General features: G+C 74.4%; 11 protein-coding genes. 6 read left to right on the top strand and 5 right to left on the bottom strand.

From position 1 onward, the window contains the following. The coding region (locus KC207_RS16610; RefSeq protein WP_211604439.1) for a hypothetical protein at positions 1 to 652 on the bottom strand (652 nt) is incomplete at its 3' end. 9 nt (positions 653 to 661) lie between these two features. Further along, positions 662 to 1,222 (bottom strand): phosphoribosyltransferase, encoded by a 561-nt coding sequence (locus KC207_RS16605; protein ID WP_437179141.1) that lies wholly within the window; start codon positions 1,220 to 1,222, stop codon positions 662 to 664. 113 nt (positions 1,223 to 1,335) lie between these two features. On the opposite strand from KC207_RS16605, the gene pyrH reads away from it, so the two are divergent. From pyrH to KC207_RS16590, 3 genes are all read left to right on the top strand, one after another. Further along, positions 1,336 to 2,094 carry a UMP kinase gene (gene pyrH, locus KC207_RS16600; protein ID WP_211604438.1) on the top strand — a complete coding sequence of 253 codons (759 nt, stop codon included), beginning with the start codon at positions 1,336 to 1,338 and terminating at the stop codon, positions 2,092 to 2,094. A 90-nt stretch (positions 2,095 to 2,184) separates the two neighbouring features. Beyond that, the gene (gene frr / locus KC207_RS16595; RefSeq protein WP_211604437.1) at positions 2,185 to 2,742 is read left to right on the top strand and encodes a ribosome recycling factor; all 558 of its coding nucleotides are present in this window, start codon (positions 2,185 to 2,187) and stop codon (positions 2,740 to 2,742) included. Positions 2,743 to 2,749: 7 nt separating this feature from the next. Continuing rightward, positions 2,750 to 3,700, top strand: coding sequence for a phosphatidate cytidylyltransferase (locus KC207_RS16590; RefSeq protein ID WP_211604436.1), 951 nt, complete (start codon positions 2,750 to 2,752; stop codon positions 3,698 to 3,700). A gap of 173 nt (positions 3,701 to 3,873) precedes the next feature. On the opposite strand, the gene KC207_RS16585 is transcribed toward KC207_RS16590, so the two are convergent. Beyond that, on the bottom strand, positions 3,874 to 4,596 hold the full coding sequence (locus KC207_RS16585) for a hypothetical protein (protein ID WP_211604435.1): 723 nt from the start codon (positions 4,594 to 4,596) through the stop codon (positions 3,874 to 3,876). 118 nt (positions 4,597 to 4,714) lie between these two features. Next, positions 4,715 to 5,548 (bottom strand): hypothetical protein, encoded by an 834-nt coding sequence (locus KC207_RS16580; protein ID WP_211604434.1) that lies wholly within the window; start codon positions 5,546 to 5,548, stop codon positions 4,715 to 4,717. 112 nt (positions 5,549 to 5,660) lie between these two features. Here KC207_RS16580 and rlmN point away from each other — a divergent pair, with 112 nt between their 5' ends. Continuing rightward, a complete protein-coding gene (gene rlmN / locus KC207_RS16575) occupies positions 5,661 to 6,878 on the top strand; it encodes a 23S rRNA (adenine(2503)-C(2))-methyltransferase RlmN (protein ID WP_211604433.1) in 1,218 nt (405 codons plus the stop codon). Between the two features lie 7 nt (positions 6,879 to 6,885). On the opposite strand, the gene KC207_RS16570 is transcribed toward rlmN, so the two are convergent. Then, on the bottom strand, positions 6,886 to 7,974 hold the full coding sequence (locus KC207_RS16570; protein WP_211604432.1) for an LOG family protein: 1,089 nt from the start codon (positions 7,972 to 7,974) through the stop codon (positions 6,886 to 6,888). Positions 7,975 to 8,100: 126 nt separating this feature from the next. On the opposite strand from KC207_RS16570, the gene KC207_RS16565 reads away from it, so the two are divergent. Continuing rightward, the gene (locus KC207_RS16565) at positions 8,101 to 9,561 is read left to right on the top strand and encodes an NAD-dependent succinate-semialdehyde dehydrogenase (RefSeq protein ID WP_211604431.1); all 1,461 of its coding nucleotides are present in this window, start codon (positions 8,101 to 8,103) and stop codon (positions 9,559 to 9,561) included. Between the two features lie 79 nt (positions 9,562 to 9,640). Next, the gene (locus tag KC207_RS16560) at positions 9,641 to 10,684 is read left to right on the top strand and encodes a DnaB-like helicase C-terminal domain-containing protein (protein WP_211604430.1); all 1,044 of its coding nucleotides are present in this window, start codon (positions 9,641 to 9,643) and stop codon (positions 10,682 to 10,684) included. The last annotated feature ends 63 nt before the right edge of the window (positions 10,685 to 10,747 follow it).

Genomic DNA, 10,747 nt, shown 5'->3' with positions numbered 1-10,747 from the left:
CGAGGGCGGCGTGCCCGACCGGGTCGAGGGTGAGGCGGTAGTCGGCGATGCCGGTGGCGTCGACCGAGGGGTGGGAGAGGGAGACGAAGCGGGCGGCGGCGTCCTGCTCGGCCTGGAGGACCCCGTCGCGGCCGTGGCGGGCGAGGATCCCGGTGCGGAGCTGGCGGCAGGCGGCGGGGCCGTGGGCGGCGGCGACGTCGACCATCCCGGTGATGACGGTCTCCTCGACGCCGTCGGCGAGCAGCGGACGGAGCAGGTCGGCCTGCCGGACGACGGTCGCGGCGGAGGTCACGGGCAGCCGCCCGGACTCGACGGCGGTCTTGACGGGGGCGTTGCCCGGGACGGCGAAGGCCTCGGCGACGGCGACGACCTGCCCGGCGCCCCCGGCCCGCCACGTCGGTGCGTGGCTGCGCAGCCAGTGCGCGGCCGTCCGCGCACGAGGGCCGTTCCCGGGCTCTCCCCGCTCGACGGCCTCACGGACGACGGCGACGGTCGCGGCCTCGCACGCCTGGTGCAGCGCGCCGATCTCACCGGCCAGCTCGCCGAGCCCGGGACCCCCCGCCTGCCACAGGTCGTCAGGGAGCGCACGCAGCGCGGACGTGGCCGCCGCGATCACCTCGCGGTGCCCCTCGATCCCTGGTCCCCCTGCCATGAACCGACTCTACGGACGACCACCGACAACGGTCCCGCCCGCGGTGTCGACGGCCCGGGCTGCCGGCCGGAGGATCTCGGAGGAGGTCAGGCGGAGCGGGTGGCGGCAGCCGTCACCGGCTCCCGGGCGCTCCACGGTGACCCAGCGGTCCGTCGACCGCCACGCGTACTCGGGCCGCACGACCGACCAGGGCTTCTCGTACACGACCGCCGTCCGCAGCCGGCCCACGCGTCCGGCGCACAGCCGCTGGACGCAGGCCAGGGTCAGACCCGTGTCGGCGACGTCGTCCGCGACGAGGACGTCCGCGCCCGCGAGCTCGTCGAGGTCGGGCACCGGGGGCAGCAGCACCGGTTCCGGCGGCCGCTCGTCCACCCCGGTGTACAGCTCGACGCCGAGGACGTAGGCGGGCTTGACCCCGAGCGCGTACCCGAGGGCCCCACCGACGACGAGACCACCCCGGGCGACGGAGAGGACGACGTCCGGTACCCCGTCCGCCGCGACCCGCTCGGCGAGGCTCCGTGTGGCGTCCCCGAACACCTCCCACGACAAGACCTCGCGCTCGGCGTCCATCCGTCGATCCTCGCAGCGGCGGGTTACCACGAGGTTTCGCCGGTTGGGCCACCCGTCGCGGCCTGTGACAGGATCACTCCGACCGCGACGACCCCGCTCCACGAGGAGGCCCCGTGACCACGCCTGCCACCGCCGAGGCCCCCGCACCGTCGTCCACCCGCTCCCGCCCACGACGGGTGCTGCTCAAGCTCTCGGGCGAGGTCTTCGGGGGCGGTCGGGTCGGGGTCGACCCGGACGTCGTGCGGGCCATCGCCGCCCAGATCGCGAGTGCCGTCCGGGAGGGCATCGAGGTCGCCATCGTCATCGGGGGCGGGAACTTCTTCCGCGGCGCCGAGTTGCAGCAGAAGGGGATGGAGCGCGCCCGCGCCGACTACATCGGCATGCTCGGCACGGTGATGAACTGCCTCGCGCTCCAGGACTTCCTCGAGAAGGAGGGCGTCGACACCCGCGTGCAGACCGCCATCACGATGGGCCAGGTCGCCGAGCCGTACATCCCCCGCCGCGCCATCCGGCACCTCGAGAAGGGCCGCGTCGTCATCTTCGGCGCCGGCGCCGGCATGCCGTACTTCTCGACCGACACCGTGAGCGCCCAGCGGGCCCTGGAGTGCAAGTGCGACGCGGTCCTCATGAGCAAGAACGGCGTCGACGGGGTCTACGACTCCGACCCGCGCACGAACGCCGACGCCCGCAAGCTCGAGGAGGTGACCTTCCGGGAGGCGCTGCGCCTCGGCCTGAAGGTCGTCGACGCCGCGGCCTTCAGCCTCTGCATGGACAACGCCCTGCCGATGGTCGTCTTCGGCATGGAGGGCGAGGGCAACATCACCCGGGCGCTGCGCGGTGAGCCGATCGGCACTCTCGTCTCCGCCGGCTGACGTGCCGCCCGCGGCGCAGGCCGCCCGTTTGACAGACTGGACCCCGCAGCGCGCCGCACGTCGCGGCGCCGACCGAAGGAGAGGCGCCCGATGATCGACGAGACCTTATTCGAGGCCGAGGAGAAGATGGAGAAGGCCGTCGAGGTCGCGAAGGAGAACTTCGGCGGGATCCGCACCGGCCGGGCCCACCCGGGGATGTTCTCGAAGATCCTCGTCGACTACTACGGTGCGCCGACGCCGCTGCAACAGCTCGCCTCGTTCCAGACACCCGAGGCCCGCACGATCATCATCAGCCCCTTCGACAAGTCGTCGATGCACGCCATCGAGAAGGCCATCACCCAGGCCGACCTCGGGGTCAACCCGAGCAACGACGGCAACATCATCCGCTGCACGATGCCGCAGCTCACCGAGGAGCGGCGCCGCGAGTACGTCCGGATGGCGCACACCGAGGCCGAGGACGCGCGGGTCTCGATCCGCAACGTCCGGCGCACCGCGAAGACGACCCTCGAGAAGCTCGTCAAGGACGGCGAGGTCGGTGAGGACGAGGGCACCCGTGCCGAGAAGGAGCTCGAGTCGGTGACCAAGCGACACGTCGACCAGGTCGACGAGCTGCTCAAGGGCAAGGAAGCCGAGCTCCTCGAGGTCTGACCTCCCGATGACCGACCCCGCACCCCGCCCCCGGACCGGCGACCCGAGCACCGGGACCGCCGAGGACGGGTCGAGCGACCCCGCGACCGACCCGGCCGCGTCGACCGACCCTGCCGCGTCCGCCGAGCCGGCCGCGTCCCGACGGCGGCGCAGCGCGGGGCGGGACCTGCGGGCCGCGATCGGCGTCGGTCTCCTCCTCGGTGCCCTCATCCTCGGCACGCTCGCGGTCGACCCGCGGGCCTTCCTCGTCGTCGTCGCGGCCGCCGTCTGCCTCGGCGCCTGGGAGGTGCGCCGGGCCGTCGCCGCCAAGGGCATGCTCGTCCCGGCACCGCCGCTGGTCATCGGCACCGCGGGGATGGTGGGGTCGGCGTACGCCCGCGGCCCGGAGGCCCTCGTCATCACCTTCGGCCTCACCGTCGTCGGCATGCTCGTCTGGCGGGTCGCGGACGGCCTGGCGGGCGCCGCCCGCGACCTCGGGGCCGCCTCGCTCGTCGCGTTCTACCCCGCCTTCCTCGGTGGGTTCGCCTCCCTGATGCTCGCCGCCGACGACGGCCGGCAGCGGATCATCGTCTTCGTGCTCGTCACCGTCGCCTCGGACATCGGCGGCTACGCGGTCGGGGTGCTGAAGGGTCGCCACCCGATGGCCCCGTCGCTCAGCCCGAAGAAGTCGTGGGAGGGCTTCGGCGGCTCGGTGCTCACGTGCGCCGTCGCGGGTGCCGTGTCCCTGCCGCTCCTCCTCGGCGGCGACTGGTGGGCCGGGGCCGTCCTCGGCGCCGTCGCGGCCGGTGCGGCGACGATCGGGGACCTCATCGAGTCCAGCGTCAAGCGCGATCTCGGCATCAAGGACATGGGGAACGTCCTGCCCGGCCACGGTGGGCTCATGGACCGGCTCGACTCGCTCGTCGTCGTGGCGCCGGTGGCCTGGGCGCTGCTCCTCTGGTTCGTCCCCCCGGCCTGAGCCCGGTCGCCGGGCCCTCGCCCGGCCTGAGCCCGTCACCCGGCCCGGCCCCGTCGCCCGGCCTGAGCCCGTCACCCGGACCGGGCCCGTCGCCCGGCCCGGCCCCGTCGCCCGGCCCGGCCCCGTCGCCCGGACCGCCCCCACCCGCGGACCACGGCCGGGCGTTGTGCGGATCAGCTGGCCGACCGCTGCCGGTGACCCCCGGGGAGGGGATGGCCCGGCCCGGGGAGCGGGACGACGTGCCGGTCGAGCCAGAAGTAGGTGTCCGTCGGCAGGTCCGGTGCGTCGTCGGTGCGCATCGCCGCCGCCTGGGCGGGGACGATCTCGACGGCGTCGCGGGTCTGCTGCTCCGTCGCGCACATCTGGTAGACGACGGCGTGCCGGTGCGGCAGGGAGAAGACCATGCCGCCGCTGAGGTCCGCGTCCGGGTGCCAGAGGGTGAGGGCGTCGGAGATGAACCGGGCGAAGGAGGCCGTGAACGGCGACTCGCCGAGCAGCACGTGCACCGACCGGCCGCCGTCGGTCACCTCGTGCCGGACCGGCGGTGTCGCGCCCATGAGCCGCTGGAGCCCGACCCGGCCGAGCTCGAGGAGCCGCGGCACCGGCAGGCCGCGGCGGGCCACCTGCTCGTCGTCGAGGAGGACGACGGCGGACGGCAGGTCGAGCGCGAGGACCTCGAGGAGCCCGGGCGCGTAGGCGCTCGCGTAGCCGAACGGACGGCCCGAGGCGTCGAGGCGCTCGGCCCCGACGAGCCGTGAGGTGAGGGCGGCGTCGAACTCCTCGGGCCCGAGGTCGTCGGGGGTCGCCCCGGCGGCACGGTCGAGGGCGTCACGCTGCGCCCTGGTGTCGTGGATCCCCGTGCCGGCATGCGGCAGCCACGGGTCGAGAATGCCCATCACGGGTCCTCCCTGCGAGTCCGCTCCCCTGCAGAACGGACGTCTCTCCAGGGTACGGACGGCCGAGCCGCCGTGCGCGGTGAACGCGGCGAGGCGAGCCGAAGGGAGGATGCAGGGCTCAGCCGGCCGCGCGGTGGCGCCCGGCGCCCATGAGGGTCTCGAGCTCAGGGGTGGTCCGCAGCACGAGGCCGCCGTCGCGACCGACCTCGGTGAGGCAGGTGACCTCGCGCGCGAGCCAGTGGTACACGTGCGGTGAGACCGGGCTCAGCCCGTCGGCGCGCATCGCCTCGGCGTGCGCCGGGACGAGGTCGAGCGCGTCGCGCGTCTGCTGCGGGGTGGCGCACGTCTGGTAGACGACGGCGTGCCGGTGGGGGAGGGCGAAGACGACGCCCCCGTGCATGTCTGCCTCCGGGTCGTGCGTCTCGACCACCTCGGACAGGAAGCGGGCGAAGGAGGCGGTGTACGGCGAGTCGCCCATGAGGACCCGGACCGTCCGCCCGCCCTCGCCGACGGTGAGCAGCTCCGGGTGCGAGGTGTGTACGAGGGAGCGCAGGTTCTGCCGCCCCAGGTCGAGCAGCCGGGCCATCCGGACCCCGCGGGCGGCGACCCGCTCGTCGGGCAGGGTGATGACGGCCGACGGCAGGTCGAGGGTGAGGACCTCGCGCAGGTTCGGGGCGAACGCCGCGGCGTAGCGGAAGTCGAGGCCGCTCGCCTCGAGCCGCTCGGCCCCGACGATGCGGGACGTCAGCGCCGCGTCGAACTCCTCCGGGGTGAGGTCGTCGACGTCGAGCTCCGCGGCCCGGGTCAGAGCCTCGAGGTGGGCCCGGACGTCGTGGGGGAGGCCCGAGTCGTCGTTGTCGACGTCCGGGACGCTCGGCGTCGGTGGCGGTGGTGCGAGCGTCGCGACCCTGGGGGCCGGCGTGCGCGCGAAGAACCGATCGAACAGGCCCATGGCCGGTCCCTTCCCTGCGTGCCCCGTTCCCCTGCCGAACGGAAGCCGTGCCTCATGGTAGGGCTCGTGGGCCGTCCGGGGAAGGAGCGGCGGACCTGCGACAATCGAGGGGATGACCGACCTCCCCGACCCGCGTCCCGCCCCGGGCCAGCTGACCTTCGCCGCTCCCCGGCGAGGCAAGCCGCCGCGCCACCTCGCCGACCTCGACGTCGCCGGACGCCGTGCGGCGGTCGCCGCCCTCGGCCACCCGGCCTACCGGGCCAACCAGCTCTCGACCCACTACTTCGAGCGGCTCGTCGAGGACCCCGAGGCGATGACCGACCTGCCGAAGGCGGTCCGCGACGACCTCGTCGGCGACCTGCTGCCCCCGCTGCTCGACCCGGTCCGGCACATCAGCGCCGACGAGGGGGCGACCGTGAAGCAGGTGTGGCGGCTGTTCGACGGCGCCCTCGTCGAGTCGGTCCTCATGCGCTACCCGAACCGGGTGACGGTCTGCATCTCCAGCCAGGCGGGGTGTGGCATGAACTGCCCGTTCTGCGCGACGGGGCAGGAGGGGCTCACCCGCAACATGTCCGCCGCCGAGATCGTCGAGCAGGTCGTCGCGGCGGCCCGGATGCTCCGGCACGGCGGTCTGCCGACGGCCCAGGGCCTCCCGGGAGGCGCGGCTCTCGGCGACGAGGCCGGGGACGACCCCGAGGACCCGCGCACCGAAGCCCCCGCCGCCGGCCCGGCCCGGGTGAGCAACGTCGTCTTCATGGGGATGGGTGAGGCGCTCGCGAACTACAAGGCGGCGATCGGGGCGATCCGCCGGCTCACCGAGGCCCCGCCGTCCGGCCTCGGCATCTCCGCCCGCGGCATCACGATGTCGACCGTCGGGCTCGTCCCGGGCATCGACCGCCTGGCCGCCGAGGGCGTCCCGGTGACCCTCGCGCTCTCGCTGCACGCCCCGGACGACGAGCTGCGCGACGAGCTCGTCCCCATCAACACGCGCTGGAAGGTCGACGAGGCGATCGACGCCGCGCACCGGTACTACGAGAGCACCGGCCGGCGGGTGAGCATCGAGTACGCCCTCATCCGCGACATCAACGACCAGGCGTGGCGCGCGGACCTGCTCGGGCAGAAGCTCGCGGCCCGAGGGCGCGGCTGGGTCCACGTCAACCCGATCCCGCTCAACCCGACGCCGGGGTCGAAGTGGACGGCCTCGCGCCGCGGCGTCGAGCAGCAGTTCGTCGAGCGGCTGCGCGCGCACGGCATCCCGACGACGGTCCGCGACACCCGCGGCTCGGAGATCGACGGGGCCTGCGGGCAGCTCGCCTCCTCGACGGCCTGAGGGTCCCTCAGCCGGTGAGGAGGGGGACGGCGTCCACGACGTCGTCGACGAGGTGGACGCGGCCGGCCATCGCGCGGCCGTCCGCGAGCGCCTCCAGCGCCGGCCACACCGGGACCGTGCGCGACCAGTGCTCCCGCCCGACGAGGACGAGTGGGGGCAGTGCCGCGTCCGGCGGGCCGTAGTACATCCGGGTCGCAGCCTGGAAGACCTCCTGGACGGTCCCCGCGGCCCCCTCGAGGACGACGACGCCCGCGGAGCTGCGGGCGAGCAGTCCGTCCTCGCGGATCGCGTTGGAGAAGTACTTCGCGATCCCGTCGCAGAACACGTTCGGGGGCTCGTGGCCGTAGAACCACGTCGGGACCCCGACGCTGCGCAGCCCGGCCTCGCCTCCCGCGAGGAGGTCGTGGCGGACCTCGAGCGCGGCCGCCGCCCATCGCCGGACGTCGTCGAACCCCGGGACCTGCCGTAGCCGCTCGAGCGCGTCCGCGAGGTCGGTGCTCGTCCGGGCGAGCGCGCCGAGGTTGGCGGCCTCCATCGCCCCCGGCCCGCCGCCGGTCGCGACGACGAGGCCGGACCGGGCGAGGGCGTGCCCGAGCGCCGCCGCGCGGGCGAACGCCGGCTCGTCGCGGCGCAGGGCGTGCCCGCCCATGACGCCGACGACCGGGGCGTCGCCGAGCAGGTCGGTGAGGGCGTCGCTCACGGAGTCGTCGTGGATCGCCCGCAGGAGGGTCGCGAAGGCGTCGTGGTGCAGCGCGGTGTCCCGCGACCAGGTGTACGCCCGGGCGTCCGGGGTCGCGGAGTAGCCGAGCTCGCGGAGGCCGTCGTACAGCTCGTCGGCGGAGTAGACGCGGGCCCGGTACGGCGAGACGGGGACCCGCGGGTCGGTCGGGAAGACCAGGGCCCCGTGCGCCCGGAGGTGGTCGCCGAGCGACGGGGGCAGCCGGCCGCCGAGGACGACCATCCCCTCGACGTCGGCGCGGCCGAGCAGGCGGTCCGCCCTGGTGCCGAGGTCGAGGTCCTGCAGCCGCAGCCCGCGCAGCGTGCCGCCGTCCTCGAGGGCCGCGTCGAGCGCGGCGAGGGTCTCGATCTCGCGCATCCCGTGAACCTACCCGGCCCACCGGTGGCCGTCCGGGGGCGGGCGTCGGCGCTGGTCAGGGGCATACGGTGGTGGGACGAGGTGCGGACGGACCCGACCGCACCCCCGACGCCGACGGAGGACACCATGGCCACGACCCGGACCGCGCTCCTGGGGTCCGTCCCCACCGACCTGCTCGTCGGGGGCGCCTGGCGCCCCGCGAGCGGTGGGGCCCGCTTCGACGTGCAGGACCCCGCGACCGGTGACGTCCTCGCGTCGTGCGCGGACGCCACACCGGAGGACGGGCTCGCCGCGCTCGCCGCCGCCCACGAGGCGCAGCCGGCCTGGGCCGCGACGGCCCCGCGCGAGCGCTCCGACGTCCTGCGGGCCGCCTTCGAGGCGGTGACCGCCCGGACCGAGGACCTCGCGCTCCTCATGACGCTCGAGATGGGCAAGAGCCTCGAGGAGTCGGCCGGCGAGGTCGCCTACGGCGCGGAGTTCCTCCGCTGGTTCTCCGAGGAGGCGGTCCGGGTGCGGGGGGAGTACGGCGTCGCGCCGGAGGGGACGACCCGGGTGCTCACGATGCGCCAGCCCGTCGGCCCGACGCTCATGGTCACGCCATGGAACTTCCCGCTCGCGATGGGTACCCGGAAGATCGGGCCGGCCGTCGCGGCCGGCTGCACGATGGTGCTCAAGCCCGCGGCCGAGACACCGCTGACGATGCTGCTGCTCGGCCGGATCCTCGAGGACGCCGGGCTGCCGCCCGGGGTCCTCAACGTCGTGACGACGACCGACGCGGCCGGCGTCTGCGAGCCGATCGTCCGGGACCCGCGGCTGCGCAAGCTGACCTTCACCGGCTCGACGGCGGTCGGCAAGGTGCTCGTCGCCCAGTCCGCCGAGCAGCTTCTCCGGGTGTCGATGGAGCTGGGTGGCAACGCCCCCTTCCTCGTCCTCGAGGACGCCGACGTCGACGACGCCGTCGACGGGGCGATGCAGGCGAAGATGCGCAACATCGGGGAGGCCTGCACGTCGGCCAACCGCTTCCTCGTCCACGCGTCCCTGGCGGAGGAGTTCACCGAGAAGCTCGCCGCCCGGATGGCGGCGCTCACCGTCGGGGCGGGGACGGACGAGGGCGTCGACGTCGGTCCGCTCATCACCGCCGAGGCCCGGGAGGGCGTGCACGCCCTCGTCACCGACGCGGTGGAGCGCGGCGCCCGCGTGGTCACCGGGGGAGAGGTGCCGTCCGGGCGCGGGCACTTCTACCCGCCGACCGTCCTCGCGGACGTCCCGGCCGGTAGCCGGTGCCTGTCCGAGGAGATCTTCGGACCGGTCGCCCCGGTGACCACGGTTGCGGACGACGACGAGGCGCTGGCGCGCGCCAACGACACCGAGTACGGCCTGGTCGCCTACGTGTACGCCCGGGACGAGGGACGGGTCCGGCGGGTCGCGGAGGGCCTGGAGTTCGGCATGGTCGGGGTGAACACGGGGATCGTGTCGAACCCGGCCGCGCCCTTCGGCGGCGTCAAGCACTCCGGGTTCGGGCGCGAGGGCGGCGCGGAGGGCATCGAGGAGTACCTCGAGGTCAAGTACGTCGGTCTCGCGACCTGACCCCGCGACCGCACCTCGTGACCCGGAAACGCGTCGATGCCGGGACGAACGGGCTCCTCGGATGGTTTCCTTTGTGCCCATGACCGAACGCCGCCGTCGGACCGACCACGTCGACCGGCACCGCACCGTGCGCTCCCTGCTCGACGAGACCGACGAGTCGCTGCGGCTGGGGGCCCGGCCGGGCGCCGTCGTGTGGCCGACCGGCTTCGACCTGCTCGACACGACGCTCGGCGGCGGGCTGCGCTCCGGCGAGCTCGTCCTGCTCGGCGGCAGCGAGGGGTCGGGCAAGACGACGCTCGCGGTGCAGATGATCCGCAACGCCGTCCTCGGTGGGCGCAGCGCCGTCGTCTTCTCCTTCGAGCACGAGGCGCAGACCGTCATCCAGCGCCTCCTCGGGCTCGAGGCGGCGTTCGCGGCCGAGGCGTCCGAGCAGCCGGTCTCGACCGCCGCGAACGCGCACGCCTTCCGCGGGGTCTTCGAGGCCGAGGACCCGCACCGCAAGGGCCTCGCCGAGGCGCTGGGCCGGCTCGCGTACGGGCGGGCGGCGCTGACGATGATGGACGGCTACGCCGAGCGGCTGCACCTGCACGAGTCGAACAGCCACACGACGATCGAGGAGATGGCGAACGTCGTCCTCACCGTCGCGGACGAGACCGGCGAGCCCCCGATCGTGCTCGTCGACTACCTGCAGAAGGTCCCGCGGCCCGTTGCCGGTGAGGACGAGGAGACCCGGGTGACGATCGTCACCGAGAGCCTGAAGAACCTCGCGATGGAGCTGCACTGCCCGGTCGTCGCCATCGCCGCGGCCGACCGCGAGAGCCTCGCGTCCGGCCGCCGGATGCGCACCCGCGACCTGCGCGGGTCCTCGGCGCTCGCCTACGAGGCCGACGTCGTCCTCATCCTCGCGAGCAAGGAGGCGATCGTCTCCCGCGAGCACCTCGTCTACGACCTCGGCGCCGCGAAGGTGTTCCGCCGCTGGTCGGTCGTCACGGTGGAGAAGAACAGGCACGGGGCCGACTCCGTCGAGCTCGAGGTGCAGAAGGACTTCGAGCACGGCCGCTTCCACCCCAAGGCGCGGGTCGTCGCCGAGCGGCTCATCGAGGAGCGGGTGTTCACGACGTGACGCCCGGCGAGCCGTCCTCCGAGCTGCCCGCCGACGCACCGCCGGACCGGCCCGGACGTCGGC

Source organism: Phycicoccus avicenniae (assembly GCF_018139485.1).
Taxonomy (GTDB): Bacteria; Actinomycetota; Actinomycetes; order Actinomycetales; family Dermatophilaceae; genus Phycicoccus; species Phycicoccus avicenniae.
This window is presented reverse-complemented; position numbering and strand designations above follow the sequence as displayed.

What these genes read in the sequence shown, in the direction of transcription:
- KC207_RS16580 (WP_211604434.1), bottom strand. Translation starts at nt 5,548, where the DNA reads ATGGGCCTGTTCGATCGGTTCTTCGCGCGCACGCCGGCCCCCAGGGTC.
- rlmN (WP_211604433.1), top strand. Translation starts at nt 5,661, where the DNA reads ATGACCGACCTCCCCGACCCGCGTCCCGCCCCGGGCCAGCTGACCTTC.
- KC207_RS16605 (WP_437179141.1), bottom strand. Translation starts at nt 1,222, where the DNA reads ATGGACGCCGAGCGCGAGGTCTTGTCGTGGGAGGTGTTCGGGGACGCC.
- KC207_RS16585 (WP_211604435.1), bottom strand. Translation starts at nt 4,596, where the DNA reads ATGGGCATTCTCGACCCGTGGCTGCCGCATGCCGGCACGGGGATCCAC.
- KC207_RS16560 (WP_211604430.1), top strand. Translation starts at nt 9,641, where the DNA reads ATGACCGAACGCCGCCGTCGGACCGACCACGTCGACCGGCACCGCACC.
- KC207_RS16590 (WP_211604436.1), top strand. Translation starts at nt 2,750, where the DNA reads ATGACCGACCCCGCACCCCGCCCCCGGACCGGCGACCCGAGCACCGGG.
- frr (WP_211604437.1), top strand. Translation starts at nt 2,185, where the DNA reads ATGATCGACGAGACCTTATTCGAGGCCGAGGAGAAGATGGAGAAGGCC.
- KC207_RS16570 (WP_211604432.1), bottom strand. Translation starts at nt 7,974, where the DNA reads ATGCGCGAGATCGAGACCCTCGCCGCGCTCGACGCGGCCCTCGAGGAC.
- KC207_RS16565 (WP_211604431.1), top strand. Translation starts at nt 8,101, where the DNA reads ATGGCCACGACCCGGACCGCGCTCCTGGGGTCCGTCCCCACCGACCTG.